Source organism: Nonlabens ulvanivorans (assembly GCF_032922765.1).
In the GTDB taxonomy this organism is placed as follows: domain Bacteria; phylum Bacteroidota; class Bacteroidia; order Flavobacteriales; family Flavobacteriaceae; genus Nonlabens; species Nonlabens ulvanivorans.
In genome coordinates, this window is sequence record NZ_CP136694.1 from 478,707 (window position 1) to 495,686 (window position 16,980).

Below are 16,980 nucleotides of genomic sequence, written 5' to 3' on the forward strand. Positions count from 1 at the left end.
TTTGTTGATATTTTTGAGGTTAAAAACTGATAGTTTACCAGCTTAATGCAATAGACATTTTTGTATTAGTAATTAGAAATCATTAATTAATGTAGGATAAAGATGTGAATTCTTTATTCTTTGTTTAATTTTATTAAGTTAATTGTTAAACGAAATCCTTTTCGAAACCTACTTATTTTCGGAATTCACCTACAAAATATAGGTTAACATAAAATTAACACAATCTGTTAAGTGTTGTTTTTGCTGCAAAAATTTAGTTTTTATTAATAAGTGAAAGAACTTTTCTTTAAGCGCATTTGCATATCTTTAGAATTCGCTGTTATCTTTGATGCGTAATTAAGAAACAGCTCAAGTTTTTTAAAAACAATTGGCAGATATCCCTATCTCCTGTCATAATTAACCCCTTAGATTAATGAACCTTGGTTCGCAAATGAATTATAGCATGTAAGGCTATTTTCATCGCTCGCAAATGTGTTTATATTAATTCTAAATATTTAATTATGAAAAGAGTAATCATGAGTGCCGCGGCACTTGCAATAGGAGGATTTGTCTTTGCACAGACTCCGCAGACAATCGCACCAATAGTACAGCAGTCATCTCCGACAGCATCAGCTACAGTAGGTGGTAACTATTCTGACATCGACCAAAAAGGAACGGGAAGTGATGCAAAAGTTCAACAACAAGGAACAGCAAACGCTTCATTTATCGAGCAAACTGGTACTGATGTAGCAAATCGCAACTCAGTAGATGTACTACAATGGGGTAATGTACAACCTAGTATAAGTGGACACCTTAACTATTCTGATATCAAGCAAGATGGTGCAGGTAATGATTTCATGGCAACACAACAAGGTGATGAAAATGAAATTTCAGGTTTACAAATCGGACTAGATAACGCTGCACTTGTACAACAAGGAGCAAATACTCCACAGCAAGCCGAAAACAATTTAGCTAAAGTTGATCAAGATGGTAAAGATAACTATGCTGAAGTTCAACAACGTTATGATGATAATGAAGCAAGCATTCTTCAAAGAAATGATGCTGCAGTTGGTGTAGGTAACCGTTCTTATCAAGACCAAGTTTCAAATCCTAACCAATCTGCAGGTCAAGTTGCGATAGGTGAGCAATGGGGTGATAATAACGAGGCTGTACAAATTCAAGATAGTGGTTCTCCTGCATTAGGTGGTGGAAATCATGCTGAAATCCAGCAAGGTGATGCAACGAAAGACGCAACTGATGCATTTGCACAACAAGTTCAGTCTGGTGCAACTAACGAAGCTTATGCTACACAATTCTTATCTGGGGACACTTCTTTCCAAGAGCAATTAGGTACAGACAACAAAGCGGTTGTAAATCAAAATACTGCTGGATCTTTAAATGGTGGTGATAACCTGGTTGAGCAATTCCAAGATGGTGACCGTAACGAAGCACGTTCTACTCAAAACGGTAACAATAACATGGTTAACCAGGAGCAGTATGGAATGGATAACTATTCTCGTGTAAGTCAAGGAAATGGACAAGCAGTTGGTAACATGGCTACTTCTATTCAAGATGGTGCTGATAACAATTCTGTGATTAACCAACGTGCAAATGGTAATATGTCTATGGTAGATCAAACGGGTAATGGACAAACAAGTTTAATCAACCAAAATGCGCCATTAGCAGGACAACCAGCATTAACTTCTGGTCAAAACACTGCAACAGTTATTCAAAGAAATGCAAATGTTGCTTTAACTCCTCAAGCTAGAAGAGCGGCAGCAACAAAAAGACACACATTTTAATATTATTTAATAAACCAGTAGGGACGGTTTAATGTGATTTTAAAGGAGGCTAAGGTATTTGAGAGCCTTAGCCGACTTTTAAAATATGAGTTCTAATATCTCAAACCAATTTAAATCTAAATATCAATAATTATGAAAAGAGTAATTTTAAGTGCTGCGGCACTAGCAATCGGTGGATTTGCATTTGCGCAAACTCCTCAAACAATCACACCAATCGTGCAGCAAACGTCTCCGACAGCAGCAGCTACAGTAGGTGGAAACTATTCTGATATCGACCAAAAAGGTATTGGTAGTGATGCAAAAGTTCAACAACAAGGAACTGCAAACGCTTCATTTATCGAGCAAACAGGAACTGATGTTGCAAATCGCAATTCAGTAGATGTGCTACAATGGGGTAATGTACAACCTAGTATAAGTGGACACCTTAACTATTCTGACATCAAGCAAGATGGTGCAGGTAATGATTTCATGGCAACACAACAAGGTGATGAAAATGAAATCTTAGGTTTACAAAATGGATTAGACAATGCTGCACTTGTACAACAAGGAGCAACTTCTCCACAACAAGCTCAAAACAATTTAGCTAAAGTAGACCAAGATGGTAAAGATAACTATGCTGAAGTTCAACAACGTTATGATGATAACGAAGCTAGCATTCTTCAGAGAAATGATGCTGTAGCTGGTGTAGGTAACCGTTCTTATCAAGATCAAAGATCAAACCCAAATCAATCTGCAGGACAAGTTGCGATAGGTGAGCAATGGGGTGATAACAATGAGGCTGTACAAATTCAAGATAGTGGTTCTCCTGCATTAGGTGGTGGAAATCATGCTGAAATTCAGCAAGGTGATGCAACTACTGAAGCTACTGGTGCATTTGCACAACAAGTTCAGTCTGGTGCAACTAACGAAGCATATGCTACACAATATCTTTCTAGTGATGAGTCTTACCAAGAGCAATTAGGAACAGACAACAAAGCTGTTGTTGACCAAAACACTGGTGGAATTTCTTCTGGAGGAAACAACTTAGTTGAGCAATTCCAAGATGGAGATCGTAACGAGGCTCGTTCTGATCAAAATGGTAACGGTAACACTGTTAACCAAGAGCAATATGGTCAAGATAACTTTTCTAGCGTGAAGCAACGTTATGGTCAGGATGCTGGTAACATGGCAACATCTATCCAAGATGGTTCTTTAAACAACTCTGTAATCAACCAACAATCTCATGGAAACATGTCTATGGTAGATCAAACAGGTGATGGTCAAACTAGTTTAATTAACCAAAATAACCCAACGACTGGAGCAGCTGCTGCAGCAGGTGGTTATAACACAGCAACTGTTATTCAGAGAAATGCTAATGTAGCTTTAACTCCACAAACTAGAAGAATCGCTGCGTCTAAAAGACACACATTTTAATTATTAAACCAGTAGGGACGGTTTAATTTAAATAAGTACTTAAGGATGGTAATCGTATCATACCATTACCATCCTTTTATTAATATTTCTAAATATTTTATATGAAAAGCTCAATAATATACGGATTATCACTTCTAGTTAGTGGTATCGCAATCGCTCAAACATCACAGACACCACAAACAATTGTGGCGCCTGCTCAACAAGTTTCTCCGACAGCTGGTGCGACAGTAGGAGGTAACTATTCTAACATCGATCAAAAAGGAATCGGTAGTGATGCATTAGTTCAACAACAAGGTACAGCAAATGCTTCCTTTATAGAACAAACTGGTACAGATGCCGGTAACCGTAATTCAGTTGATGTCCTTCAATGGGGAAATGTATCAGCCTTAAGCGGTGAAGAAAACTATTCTGAAATCAAACAAAATGGTGCGGGAAATAACTTCACGGTAACTCAACAAGGAGACATGAATGAAGTTTTTGGTACTCAAAATGGGTTAGATAACACAGCAATTGTTCAACAAGGTGCTGATCTTGCTCAACAAGGTCAAGATAATCTTGCTTTAGTTAATCAAGATGGTAAAGACAACTTTGCTGAGGTTCAACAAAGGTATGACAACAATGAATCTACTATTACTCAAAATAATGATGTTGTAAATGGAGTAGGGAATAGATCTTATCAAAGTCAAATCTCTGATGGAAACCAAACACCAGGTCATAAAGCAATAGGTACTCAATATGGAGATGATAATGAGATAGTTCAAAGTCAAGACAGTGAATACCAGCCATTTGGCGGTAATAATTATGCGGAAGCTAATCAAGGAGATGCAGCGATAACAGCAGAGAGAGCATTCTCGCAACAAGTACAATCTGGTGGTTATAATAATGCATTCTCTACACAATATGGATCAGATAATACTTCTTTCCAAGAACAAAATGGCTTAGTGAATACGGCAGAAGTACATCAAAACATATCTTCTACAGGCGGAGATAATTATGCCGAACAGCATCAACTAGGCGGCTTAAATGAAGCATATATAAATCAAAACGGTCAGAATCATTCTGCATCACAAGAACAATATGGGGTTTTAAACGAAACTATTGTTATACAAAATGGTGGGCAAATGGTAGGAAATCAAGCCTTGACTATCCAGAATGGATTGAATAACGATTCTTACGTGAATCAGATGGCAAATGGAAATATCGCAGATGTTGATCAACTAGGAATGAATCATGTATCTGTTATTAATCAAAATAGCCTAGGAACTGCACCAGGAACAGGAGGTAGTAATACAGCTACAGTAACTCAAAGAAATGCAAATGTTTCTTTAACTCGTCAAACTCAACGTGCTGCTGCTACTAAGGCTCACACATTTTAATATTGCTTAATTACTTAAACTGAGAAGCCCAATCGGGCTTCTCAGTTTCATTAAAACTATCATTATGAAAAAACTATTTTTCTTACTCGTTTTCACCACATTTACAGCTTTTGGACAGACTTATGTAGATGATAGTCAGGTAATCAATACAGCAAATTTACAAACTACAAATGCGCAGCTCAATCTAGCTTCTGATCAAAATTCATCAGCAACGACAACGACTCAATTTGTTAATCAAAATAGTGTGTTTATTGAACAGGTAGGTACAAGTAATAATGCTACCGTAAGCGTTTCATCAGATGACAGTCAGATTACCATATATCAAAATGGTACTCTTAATAGCACTGTTTTAAATCACTCTGCAGATCGCATTAGGCAAAACATCGTACAAATTGGGAATTCTAATGTAGTATACGACTATAGTACTATTAGTGCTGCAAACCATTCATTAGACATTATTCAGAATGGAAATTTTAATACATCGATTACTGCGGGTTCCAATGCCATATCTGAAAATATGAGAATTAATCAAACTGGGAACGGAAGATCTGTTTTTGTAATCAACTTTTAAGTCACTATGAAGATTGCTCTGAATTTATTGGTCCTACTTATTTTTTGCTCCTTGCACGCTCAATCGCAAGAGCAAAAATCCTATTATAATCAGGAGATAAGTGGAGAATTATTTTTAGAACAAAAAGGAGATTATGTTTCTATTCAAGGTGTTGCTTTAAACCTTACAGATGTATCGGCAAGTATTAGGTATGAACTTACCGTTTTCAAAAAAGATAGTCTTAATAATACCTCAAAGAATAAACAAGAAGGACGTGGGGTTTTAAATGCAAAGACTAAAGCGATTCTATCCACAACTACTGTAAATATTAACAGCCCCTCAAAAATAACTATCATGTTGCTCATCTATGATTTAGATAACAAACTGGTAGGTAAAGCAGTCCAAGTATTAAAAGAGAACTCTCTGCAACTAGAAAAAGAAGAAATAATTTCTAATGATGGAGTTGAGATTAGAGGTATTGTTATAGAGAAAACAAGAACAAAACCAGCTAGAGATTTTTACGATTATTTCTATGGAGAATATCATAAATATAAAATTAATGGTAACCGCATTGTTACTGTAGAGGAAGAATTTGGTCAGGGAAGAAATTCGTTAATTAAAGTTACCGTAGGTAGAGAAGTGGTTTATGAATTTTTTGTAACCCCTAAAAAGAAGTACATGAAACAGATGGCGGATAACGCCATACGCTCTGTTTTTCAAAAATTTTTACAACTTCAAAAAGAAGAAACTAATTAAATAAATATATTATGCTCACAAAATCTACAACATTGCTCTCGTTGTTATTTTTAGTTCTCGCTTATACAGCGTGTAACGCACAACAATTTACTTACAAACCTATTAACCCTGCATTTGGTGGTGATACATTTAACTATCAATGGTTAATACAAAGTGCTGAAGCACAAAATAGGTTCACAGATCCAGCAGAATCTGCTATAGATGATACATCTGAATTGGACGCCTTTACTGATGGTTTAAATAGACAACTACTTAGTGGTTTTTCACGTCAGATTTTAAATCTTCAATTAGGAGAAGAAGAATTAAGACCAGGAGTTTTTACGATAGGATCTTATGAAGTTGAAGTCTTGGAATCTTTAGAAGGATTAGTAGTTAACTTATTGGACACTAACACTGGAGATCAAACCCAAATTATTATTCCTAATAATTAGGACCAAAGAACTCTACTATGAAATCTTATAAAAACATCATGATTCTCATGATGCTTACCATGCTATTATCTGCTTGTGGAGCATACATGAATCAACCCATGGGAACTCAACCAGCCCGTATAGGAGAAGCGACTGAAGTCTCTAAGAGATTAATCGCTCTACCAGAACCTAGTGCACCTGCCGTTGTCGGTGTCTATGAATTTGAAGACCAAACTGGTCAATTCAAACAGTCAGAAAATGGAAGTACCTTCAGTAACGCTGTTACCCAAGGTGGAACAACCATATTAGTAAAAGCGCTAGAGGATTCAAAATGGTTCACACCTATTGAAAGAGAAAATTTAGGAAATTTACTTCAAGAACGTAATATTATTCTCAATACTAGAAAAGATTATGCAGCACGCAGTAATACGCAGGTTAAGGAACTAGATCCATTATTATATGCAGGCGTGCTTATAGAAGGAGGAATTGTTTCTTATGATACTAACGTATTAACGGGTGGAGCAGGAGCGAGATATTTTGGCGCTGGTGGTTCTACAAAATATAGACAGGATCGAGTGACCGTTTATTTAAGAGCCGTTTCTACAAAAACGGGTAAAATAATGAAGACCGTTTATGTGTCAAAAACAATCTACTCTCAAGCGGTAGATGCGAGTTTGTTTAGATACGTAAGTTTCAAAAGACTATTAGAAGCAGAAACTGGTTTTACAAGAAATGAACCAGGACAATTAGCAGTTAAAGAAGCAATTGAAAAAGCTGTTGAAGCATTAATTATTGAAGGGATCGATGCGCAATTATGGTATCCTAAAGGAGGAAAACCTGTGGCCGATCAGATGGTCGCCGCTTATAAGGAAGAAAAATCGGTAGCAGAAAACACAGACGTCTATCAACGTAATATGGTTAACAGACGTAGTAAATGGCGAGTTGATGTTGGTGCCGGTGGTACTTTAATTAATGGTGATTACCCTAACGCTTACTATGAGTATGCACTAACTTTAGGAGCACAATATAATTTTTCACCTTATGTAGGAATTCATGGATCGGTACATAAATTTAGACTGAAGAATACAGATTTATTTAATCGAGAATTTGCTGCATCAGAACTTAATGTGCATTTAACCATGCTACCTTATGATAAATTCACTCCTTATGTATATGGTGGTGGTGGTTTAAATCATGCAAACTGGTTTGAACAGAATGACTTAAAGGTCCAAGCAGGATTAGGTCTTGAGTATACCTTATCACCATCTATAGGTGTTAAATTATATGCTGATTATAATGCAGTTTTATCTGATGATCTAGATTATATAGTCGCTGGTCAGCGTGATGATCATTATCTCAAATTTGGTCTAGGTGTCAATATCTATCTAGGTGGTAATGAAGCAAAGGATAATGATGAGAAACGTAAAATGAGAAAATACCGTCGTACACAAAGACGTATTGAAAAAATGAAATTAAGAGTTCAAGCAGAGCAAGAAGTTGCTGGTGACACGCTCTCGCGAAAGCGTAATAATTCAAACTTCCCTAATCCATAATTAAAAGATAGAAAAAATGAAATTACTGCAATATATAGCTGGAATTACCATCCTACTTTTAGTAATAGGATGTAGCGAAGATAAATTACAAATTAATGGTAAAGGAACCTTGAAAGGTCGGGTCGTAGCTGCCGAGACCTTTTTACCACAAGAGAATGTGAAAATATCAACTAATCCTAATACGAATACAGTGTTTACTGATGCTGATGGATTATTTGAATTTGAATTAGAAAATGGTCAGTATTCTGTACAAGCTGAGAAAGATGGTTTCTTAACAGACTTTGAGAGTGCTACAGTTGAGGTGGATGAAACAGTTGAAATCGTATTTGAGTTACAAGTTGAAACAGCAAATAATAGAGCGCCAGATACTCCTGTACTAGTATCACCGGCAGATAATGAGGTCGACGTATCGTCTAATGTAACGCTGGAATGGCTAGCAACTGATCCTGAAGATGATGATTTAACCTTTACAGTTGAATTGAGAAACACTTCAGATAATACGGTAGAAGTTTTTGAAGATATCACAGAACCTATGCTGGACGTGACTCTGGATTTTGGTACTACATATTTATGGCAAGTAAGAGCAGATGATGGAATCAACCAGACTATTAATAGTGCTTTATTTTCTTTTAGTACTTCTGATTTTCCGACCAATAGATTTCTATATGTACGTAAGGTTAACGGTAATAATATTATTTACAGTAGTGATGAGAATGGTACAGAAGTAGCCCTTACCACAACGACTACTAATAGCTGGCGACCTAGAGTAAATAGACAGGCTAATAAAATAGCATTTCTTAGAAGTGTCGGAGCACAGGTACATGTGTTTACCATGGAATTAGATGGGTCACAAGTACAGCAAGTGACTTCTACAGTCGCTGTTGCTGGTTTTAATCTAGATGAGCTCGATATCTCATGGGCTTCTAATGGTTCTATAATTTATTACCCTTCACTAGATAAATTATATACCATACAGCCTAGTGGTGCTGGTCTAACACAACTTTATCAAACATCTAATGGTAATATTATTACCGATGTAGATGTTAATGAGCCTAGAATAGCCGTGAAAACTAATGATTTTGCAGGTTACAATGTTGAAATTTTGATACTAGATATGCAGGCTACTGTGGTGCAAACCGTTTTAAGTGGTATGCCTGGTGCTGCTGGTAGTATAGATTTAAGTGCAGACAACTCTACCATATTATATTCTAGAGATATTTCTGGATTTGAAAACATAGCATACAGACTGCTAGACTCTAGACTTTTTGTTTATAATTTGAACACTTTGCAAGAGTTAGAAGTGTCATTTAATAAGCCTGCTGGAACCAATGATCTAGATGCTCGATTTTCTCCTACAGAAGGTTTAGTAATATGTAAAAATCAAGATAATGATGGAAACTCTGCTCCGATAATACAAACTCTAGAATTAACTATAGCAGATACTAGAGAAGATTTATTTACAAATGCTATAATGCCAGATTGGGAATAGGCGCTTTTTATCCTTATGTAGTAAATGCGTTATCTACATAGTGGACTTGAGTCCCTGAGCAAGATTCAAATATGTCTAGGGTAACTAACTATGATACTTACGCAATTATCAATAGTTCTGTGCCTATTCCGTTTTGGTATTAATATTAAAAGGTAATGCCCAGTAAGAATGTAGGGATTCTTTACTGGGCATTTATCATTTCTAAATATCTTGAAAAGAAATATATTCTTGTTTAAGATGAGACAAACATATACTTTAATCTGTTGTCTCGCAACTTTTTTAAGAGATTTTGACGTTCAAAGGTCGTATTTAACAGATTTTTGGTAGTATAAGTCCTTTTTATCGATGTTTTAGTCGACGGTTTATCCAGCGCTTAGATCGGTCGATTCATAAGCACCTGCGTCAGGAGCAGAGCTTCTAGAATTACCTAAGATATCATTAGCCGTCGTATTAGCGGGATTTGCAATTCCATTTGCTCCGCCTGTACTATCGATCTGTAACTGACTATTATCCTCATCTTTAAAAATAGGGTCGATATTAAAGAAACTTTGATTGTATAAACTAGCATTATTAAAATCATAATTTGCAAACCCTACAAAATCATCAAAGCGATCATTAAATTTAATTAACGAATTCTCAAAGCTGAAATTGAATTGTGACACGCCATCATCTGCCAGTATAAGTTCTATATCTCGATCACCATAAATAATACAATTAGTAAATCGAGCTTGTACTAAATCCTCTGTTAAATCCGTGTTAGGGATAATGTTAGAAATAAATAGAGTAGGATCTTGTCTAAAACTATTATTCCAATAATTTGCTATTGTACAATTGTTAAAGGTGTATTCACCACCTAAACGTAATACCAAAGAAGATTGACCAGAATTATTAATGACAAGATTTTCTGCTTCTATATTTGCACCAGTTGCTATTAAACCAGAGTTTGAACTATTATAAATTTGTGTATTACTAAGTTTTAATGTTGCACCTGTAGAAGTTGTATTAACACTATCCATGATAATACCTACACTCGCATTTTTAATAGTAGCGTTATTGATAATATTATTTTTACTGCCAGCGGTAAGCCATATAGCGCCCCATTGACCAGCTATGTCTGCATAAGTAGGCTCTAATCTGTCGCCTTCAAAGATTACTTCATTTTCAAGAGCGTCTGTAGTAGACGGTAATCCATTTACTTGAAGGCTTCCTTCGTTTGCCACAATAATACCACTACCAGCGTGAAAATATAGTCTTGCGCCAGCTTCTATAGTAAGCGTTTTATTTGCTGGTACGGCTGCAAATCCATAAATCACATAGGGTTTTGCTGCGGTAAGCGTGAGTTCAGTATCATCTAGTACAAAACCACTTATACTTATTCCATCTGCAGGATCTCCTATGGGTAGCGTTTCTTCTATACCTTGTGCATCTCTTTCTGGGAATAGAAATATGGCATCTTGTACCAGTGTTACTAGCTCAACTACTTGCTGGTTAGGTCCATTATCAAACTCTATAGTATCGGTATATAAAAATTCATCTCCAGAAGAGAAGTCATTGATATCAATTGTGGTCTCTACAAATACAAAAAGAGAATCTTTGGCAAGTAATTCTACATTTTCAAATATGCGGCCTGGTACACCATCTACAGCCAGTCTGTATTTTGAGTTTTCGCCTTGAGCGAGAGCAACACGAGGAATAACAATATCATTACTACTGTTATTATAAACTTTAAATGTACGAGTACTCGATCCTATATTAGTAAATACAGTATCTAAGAAAACGGTGTCTTGAGAAAAGCCTAAATCTCCCGTACTGTTTGAAAAAGCAAAATCATCTCTACAAGAAGCAAAGATGATACATAGGATAAGAGACGGAATGATTATAAAGTATTTCTTCATGTAAGTGTTTCAAAAAGGTCTCTTAACTCTTGAGATATTTTTACAGGTTTCCCTTTTTTATTAATAGCACACCAGACAGATTTAGTCTTGACTAATAGCTGTTCTGTTGTGGCGTTATATATTTCTATAAAACGCTCGTATTTAACATTTGTTGCCTGACCTACTTGAGTCTTAATCAATATAGTATCACCTAAAAATGCAGCAGCTTTATATTCTAGATTATGCTTAATCATTACCCAGTCAAATTGCTTTTTTAAAGCCTCTGTACCTACGTTTAACCAGTGTTCTATTGCAATTTCATTTGCCCACTGATTATAAACCACGTTGTTAACATGGTTAAGATCATCAATTTCTGCATCTGTAACTTTTCTAGTTACTGTATATGTTGGTAAATCTGCACTAATCACTATTTCTTAATTTTAATTTCAAACATTTTATCCCATCTCTTACCAGTTACAAAAATAGTACCGCTCTTAGGGTTAAAAGCTATACCATTAAGTACGTTATCATCCTTATTTGCATTTGGAATTTGAGCGGTTAATGATTTTAAATCGACGATACCTTCTACGACACCAGTTTGTGGGTTAATAATGGTAATACCATTAGTTTGATAAACATTGGCATAGATTTTACCATCAATCCATTCTAGCTCATTAATCTTTGTGATACTATTTTTAGTAGAAACCACTTGTACATAACTTATTTCTTCAAAAGTTATTGGATCAATCTTCCAAATTTTATCAGTTCCATCGCTTTTGTAAAGGAATTGTCCGTCATTGCAAAGTCCCCAACCTTCTTTGCTACGCCCATATTTAAACTCGTCTATGCGATTGAGAGATAAGTCATAAACATAGCCATAACCAGCTTGCCACGATAATTGATAAACCTTATTGTCTAGAATAGTCATTCCTTCTGCAAATATGTGGTCTGGTAATTCAAATTTCTTTAAAGCCTCTCCGGTATTTACATCTGTAATTCTTAGGTCACTTTCTTTAAACTGTCCGGTACTCTCATAAAGTGAGTCGCCATAAAACTCAAGCCCTTGCGTGTAAGATTCTGTTTTATGAGGATAAGTAGCAATTTCTTCTATTTGATAAACTTTTACATTATTAGGAGCTAATCTTGTAATATGTGCAGACTTAGTCACCACTTTATCGTCTTTATATATCGACGCTTCAAAAGTTAGTTTTCCATAGGGTTGAGTATCCAGCTTTCGCGAAAGCGTATTACTATTCTCTCCCATAACTTTACCAGCATTTATATGCCAAATGATGCTGTCATTTCCTATTTCTGACGCATCTATAACTGATAAATTGATCGAATCTGAGTTTGTATACGAATTTTTAGGGTTAGTTATCTCTAAACTATAATTGTCTTTAAAGGTATCGATATCATTCTTACAGGCTGTTAACGAGATGGTTGCTAGTAAGATTATAGCGGCATTTTTCCAGTTCATATATGGTTTTTAAGAGGTCGAAATATAACGATAAAATTGCTTGCTTAAAATCTTTGCAGAGTATAAACTAGGTATTATATTTGCACCTGGCAAGTCCTACACAACTAGCTCCTGTTGAACTCCTCCAGGGCGGGAACGCAGCAAAGGTAAGCGGTCGTAGCAGTGTGATGTAGGTAGCTTGCCTTTTTTTGTGTCCAATACTCAAATCTAATCATCTCAATAATAGGTTGTTATGAATAAAGTTGTTCTTGTAACCGGCGGTTCTAGCGGTATAGGAAAGTCTATTTCTATTTATCTTAAAAGTAAAGGTTATACCGTTTATGGAACGAGTAGAAATCCTGGTAGCTATCCAGACAGTCCTATTGACCTTGTTGCTATGGATGTCAAAGACCCAATATCTATCGAAAAAGCTGTTGCGGAAATTATCAATAAAGAAGGTAAAATTGATGTTCTTATAAATAACGCTGGAGTAGGAATTACTGGTCCTGTTGAAGAAACGCCTATTGAAGAAATACATGGCGCGATGGATACAAATTTCTATGGTCCATTACGAGTGCTGCAAGCCGTGTTACCATATATGAGAAAACAACAATCTGGTAGAGTTATTAATATAACCAGCATTGCTGGGTATATGGGATTACCTTATCGAGGTATTTATAGTGCTAGTAAAGGAGCTTTAGAAATCGTTACCGAGGCGTATCGTATGGAATGTGCTCATTTAAATATACATTTTAGCAATGTAGCGCCGGGAGATTTTGCTACTAATATTGCAGCAGGTCGTTTTCATGCTCCGGTTGTAGAAGGTAGTGATTATGCTACTGGATATTCTCAAACTTTAAAGCTTATTGATGAGCATGTAGATGATGGTAGTGACCCTATGGAAGTCGCCTATAAGATTTATGATGTCCTACAAGAAAAAAATCCTGGAATACATTATAAGGTTGGTAGTTTTTTACAGAAATTTTCGATTGTCCTCAAAAAAATCTTGCCTGAAAAGCGTTATGAAAAAATGCTCAAGAAACATTACAAGCTTTAAAAGTCTTTAGTCAACTCTTCTAGAGCATCAAGTTGTAAAATTTTGATGTTTTTTCCTTGTGTTGTAATGTAGCCTTTCTTTTTGAAGTCAGATAATAGCCTAATGCATGATTCTGTTGCAGTGCCTATAGCTGCTGCGAGATCTTCTCTAGAAAGAACTAAGGTTAAATCACCCGTTAAAGGATCTTCGCCAAATTGTTTTTTTAGATATAATAACGCTTGCGCTAGACGCTGTTTCACGGTCTTCTCAGATAAGTTGACAATCATGTCATCAGCAATTCTTAATTCTGTAGCCATATTTACCAATAACTCTTTTACAAAAAGAGGATTGTGAGCGATTCTATTTTTAATAGCAGACTTAGGTATAAAACACACTTCCATATCGTTAAGTGCGGTAGCGCTTAAATTTGCATTTTCATCACAGACTATAGATCGTTGCCCTAAAATCTCACCTTTAGAAGCGATTTTTACAATTTGGTCGCGACCTGAGGCTGTTATTTTAGATAATTTTGTAGCTCCATTGCGCACGCAGTAAATACCGCTTAAACGTTGCCCTTCTTTAAAGATCATATCTCCTTTTGATACAGATTGTAGCTTTTTAGTGGCATTAATTTCAGCAAGGTCTTCTGTATTCAATACTCTTAATGCATTGTATTGTCTAATGACGCAGTTTTCGCATTTTGTACTCATGGTATTATCAGATTAGGCAGTTACAAAATTAAAGAATGTTGATGAGTGAAGTCTATTTCCTAATGTGATAATTATCATGTTTTAAATCTGTTTTTAAAATGACATTTGCAATAGGTATAATGAGCAAATAAATAAATTATGGATAATTGTTTCCATTGTGGAGATCCATGCACAGAACAAACTATCATACATGATGATAAGAAGTTTTGTTGTAATGGTTGCAAACTGGTTTATGAAATACTAAGTGATAATGATCTAGGCAATTATTATGATATCGAGAATAATCCAGGTACATCTCCTTCTTTTTCAAAGGATAAATTTAACTTTCTTGAAAATGAAGAAATAGTTCAAAAATTACTAGAGTTCAATGAGCAAGAGGTTCAAGTGGTGCAACTATCCATACCATCGATACATTGTAGTTCTTGTATTTGGGTATTAGAAAATTTACAACGTATTCATCATGGCGTTAAGTCTTCTCAAGTAGATTTTCCTAAAAAAACAGTAAGAGTTACCTTTAATTCAAATGAGTTAGATCTTAAAGCACTGGCAATATTGTTAGCCTCAATAGGTTATGAGCCTTATATATCGCTTGATGATTATGAAGAAAAAGATAAAAAAGTTGATCGTTCTTTAATCTATAAATTAGGTGTAGCGGGATTTGCTTTTGGGAATGTTATGTTTTTATCGTTTCCAGAGTATTTTGAGGTACAAGAATTTTGGTTAGATCAGTTTAAAGGGCTTTTTCGTTGGATGATGTTTGCGTTTTCATTACCAGTCGTATTCTATGCAGGTATCGATTATCTTAAATCTGCTTATAAAGGAGTTACATCAGGTGTCTTAAATATTGATATCCCTATAGCCTTAGGGATTATCGTGTTATTTGTCCGCAGCACGATTGAAATTGTGTTTGACTTAGGAACTGGGTTTTTAGATAGTCTTACGGGTTTAGTATTCTTTCTATTACTAGGTCGATTTTTCCAACAACGTACCTATGCATACCTCTCTTTTGATAGAGATTTCAAATCTTATTTTCCAATAGCCGTAACTAGATTGCTTAAAAAATATGGTCAAGTAGAAGAAGATCAAGTACCTATTTATAAAATCGAAAAAGGAGATAGGTTGTTAATTAGGTCTGGCGAGATTTTACCGGTGGATGCTGTCTTGTTAAGTGATAAAGCATCGATGGATTATAGTTTTGTAACGGGTGAGTCTGATCATATTACTAAATATTTAGGCGAGGTACTATATGCTGGTGGTAGACAACAATCAGGACTTATCGAGGTGGAAGCTATCAAAAATGTAGAGCAAAGTTATTTGACCAGTCTGTGGAGTAATGATGTTTTCAAAAAGAAACGACACTCTAGTTTTCAAACACTAGTTGATCGTATCTCAAAAAAATTCACAGTTACCATTATCACCGTTGCGGTAATAGGAGCTTTAATATGGTTATTTATTAATCCACTTACAGCTATTAATGTATTTACTGCAGTCTTAATTGTTGCTTGTCCTTGTGCTATTGCTTTATCTACTCCATTTACGATGGGTAATATGTTGCGCATCTATGGCAATATGGGATTATATCTTAAAGAATCTGTCATAATAGAGCGCATGGCTCAAATAGATACTATCGTATTTGATAAAACAGGAACGATAACAACCAGTTCTACCTCACAAATAGAATATCAAGGTGAACCACTTAATGAGGTTCAAGAAAAAAACCTAGCCAGTACTTTGCGCGGTTCAAATCATCCATTAAGTAGAGCATTGTATAATGAACTTAAAAAAAATGATATCCTACCAGCTCTCGATGATTTTAAAGAGGTGGCAGGTAAAGGTCTTATTTCTAGAATTGATAAAGAGGTCATTAAAGTAGGGTCTCCATCATTTACATCATCCTTATCGGCTCAAGAAGAACATGTGGAGACAGCTGTACATATAAACTATAATCAACAGTACAAAGGGAAATATACTTTTAAGAATAAGTATAGAACAGGTGTGGATACTTTATTTGAACGTTTGTCAAAGGACTATAAATTGCATGTGGTATCTGGTGATAATGCCGGAGAAAAAGAGCATTTAGAAAACCTTTTACCATCTCGTGTAGTTCTTAAGTTTAACCAGCAACCAGAAGAAAAACTTAACTATATTAAAGAGTTACAATCTCAGGGAGCTAGAGTAATGATGGTAGGTGATGGTTTAAATGATGCAGGTGCATTAGCACAGTCTGATGTAGGCATTTCAATAGCCGAAAATGTGAACGTGTTCACACCAGCCTGTGATGGCATCATGGACGCAAGTATTTTAGATCGCATGGATGAGGTGATTACGCTTTCGCGTAAAGCGGTAAGCATTATCAACTGGTGTTTTACCTTATCATTATTTTATAATTTAATTGGTATATCCATAGCACTAAGCGGGAACTTAACACCTGTGATGGCAGCTATTTTAATGCCATTAAGTTCATTGAGTGTTGTGGCATTTACAACGATTATGACTAATTACATGGGAAGAAAATTTTCTAATAAAACTTCTCAAAACTGATAATTGTCATGTTTTAAGGAAGGCTATAGAAATAT

At 35.5% G+C, this 16,980-nt stretch carries 14 protein-coding genes and 1 other RNA gene; 11 read left to right on the forward strand and 4 right to left on the reverse strand.

The window, feature by feature from the left end; all coding sequences use genetic code 11:
* Positions 1-500: 500 nt before the first annotated feature.
* The 8 genes from R1T42_RS02175 to R1T42_RS02210 all read left to right on the forward strand — a co-directional run bounded on the left by R1T42_RS02175 (position 501) and on the right by R1T42_RS02210 (position 9,328).
* On the forward strand, positions 501-1,781 hold the full coding sequence (locus tag R1T42_RS02175; RefSeq protein ID WP_317291123.1) for a hypothetical protein: 1,281 nt from the start codon (positions 501-503) through the stop codon (positions 1,779-1,781).
* A 132-nt stretch (positions 1,782-1,913) separates the two neighbouring features.
* Positions 1,914-3,194 (forward strand): hypothetical protein, encoded by a 1,281-nt coding sequence (locus R1T42_RS02180; RefSeq protein WP_317291124.1) that lies wholly within the window; start codon positions 1,914-1,916, stop codon positions 3,192-3,194.
* Between the two features lie 101 nt (positions 3,195-3,295).
* Positions 3,296-4,570 carry a hypothetical protein gene (locus tag R1T42_RS02185; RefSeq protein WP_317291125.1) on the forward strand — a complete coding sequence of 425 codons (1,275 nt, stop codon included), beginning with the start codon at positions 3,296-3,298 and terminating at the stop codon, positions 4,568-4,570.
* A gap of 64 nt (positions 4,571-4,634) precedes the next feature.
* A complete protein-coding gene (locus tag R1T42_RS02190; protein WP_317291126.1) occupies positions 4,635-5,141 on the forward strand; it encodes a hypothetical protein in 507 nt (168 codons plus the stop codon).
* 6 nt (positions 5,142-5,147) lie between these two features.
* Positions 5,148-5,876, forward strand: coding sequence for a CsgE family curli-type amyloid fiber assembly protein (locus R1T42_RS02195; RefSeq protein WP_081866538.1), 729 nt, complete (start codon positions 5,148-5,150; stop codon positions 5,874-5,876).
* A gap of 11 nt (positions 5,877-5,887) precedes the next feature.
* Entirely contained in the window at positions 5,888-6,307 is a 420-nt protein-coding gene (locus R1T42_RS02200) for a curli production assembly/transport component CsgF (RefSeq protein WP_036581098.1), read from the forward strand.
* Positions 6,308-6,324: 17 nt separating this feature from the next.
* Positions 6,325-7,839 carry a CsgG/HfaB family protein gene (locus R1T42_RS02205; protein ID WP_036581094.1) on the forward strand — a complete coding sequence of 505 codons (1,515 nt, stop codon included), beginning with the start codon at positions 6,325-6,327 and terminating at the stop codon, positions 7,837-7,839.
* Positions 7,840-7,855: 16 nt separating this feature from the next.
* Positions 7,856-9,328: a carboxypeptidase regulatory-like domain-containing protein gene (locus R1T42_RS02210; RefSeq protein WP_317291127.1), complete on the forward strand. Its 1,473-nt coding sequence runs from the start codon at positions 7,856-7,858 to the stop codon at positions 9,326-9,328.
* Between the two features lie 362 nt (positions 9,329-9,690).
* On the opposite strand, the gene R1T42_RS02215 is transcribed toward R1T42_RS02210, so the two are convergent.
* From R1T42_RS02215 to R1T42_RS02225, 3 genes are read right to left on the reverse strand one after another with little or no spacing between them, the layout of a single operon-like run.
* A complete protein-coding gene (locus R1T42_RS02215; protein ID WP_317291128.1) occupies positions 9,691-11,223 on the reverse strand; it encodes a hypothetical protein in 1,533 nt (510 codons plus the stop codon).
* Entirely contained in the window at positions 11,220-11,630 is a 411-nt protein-coding gene (locus R1T42_RS02220) for an acyl-CoA thioesterase (RefSeq protein WP_006797096.1), read from the reverse strand. The genes R1T42_RS02215 and R1T42_RS02220 overlap by 4 nt, the downstream gene beginning before the upstream one ends.
* A complete protein-coding gene (locus tag R1T42_RS02225) occupies positions 11,630-12,679 on the reverse strand; it encodes a glutaminyl-peptide cyclotransferase (RefSeq protein WP_317291129.1) in 1,050 nt (349 codons plus the stop codon). The genes R1T42_RS02220 and R1T42_RS02225 overlap by 1 nt, the downstream gene beginning before the upstream one ends.
* A gap of 87 nt (positions 12,680-12,766) precedes the next feature.
* Between R1T42_RS02225 and ffs the strand changes: the two genes are divergently transcribed.
* An RNA gene (ffs, locus tag R1T42_RS02230) (signal recognition particle sRNA small type) lies at positions 12,767-12,866 on the forward strand.
* A 45-nt stretch (positions 12,867-12,911) separates the two neighbouring features.
* Positions 12,912-13,715 carry an SDR family oxidoreductase gene (locus R1T42_RS02235; RefSeq protein WP_317291130.1) on the forward strand — a complete coding sequence of 268 codons (804 nt, stop codon included), beginning with the start codon at positions 12,912-12,914 and terminating at the stop codon, positions 13,713-13,715.
* On the opposite strand, the gene R1T42_RS02240 is transcribed toward R1T42_RS02235, so the two are convergent.
* Positions 13,712-14,404 carry a Crp/Fnr family transcriptional regulator gene (locus R1T42_RS02240; protein ID WP_036581084.1) on the reverse strand — a complete coding sequence of 231 codons (693 nt, stop codon included), beginning with the start codon at positions 14,402-14,404 and terminating at the stop codon, positions 13,712-13,714. The genes R1T42_RS02235 and R1T42_RS02240 overlap by 4 nt on opposite strands.
* Positions 14,405-14,542: 138 nt before the next feature.
* On the opposite strand from R1T42_RS02240, the gene R1T42_RS02245 reads away from it, so the two are divergent.
* Positions 14,543-16,945 carry a heavy metal translocating P-type ATPase gene (locus R1T42_RS02245; protein ID WP_317291131.1) on the forward strand — a complete coding sequence of 801 codons (2,403 nt, stop codon included), beginning with the start codon at positions 14,543-14,545 and terminating at the stop codon, positions 16,943-16,945.
* Positions 16,946-16,980: the final 35 nt, after the last annotated feature.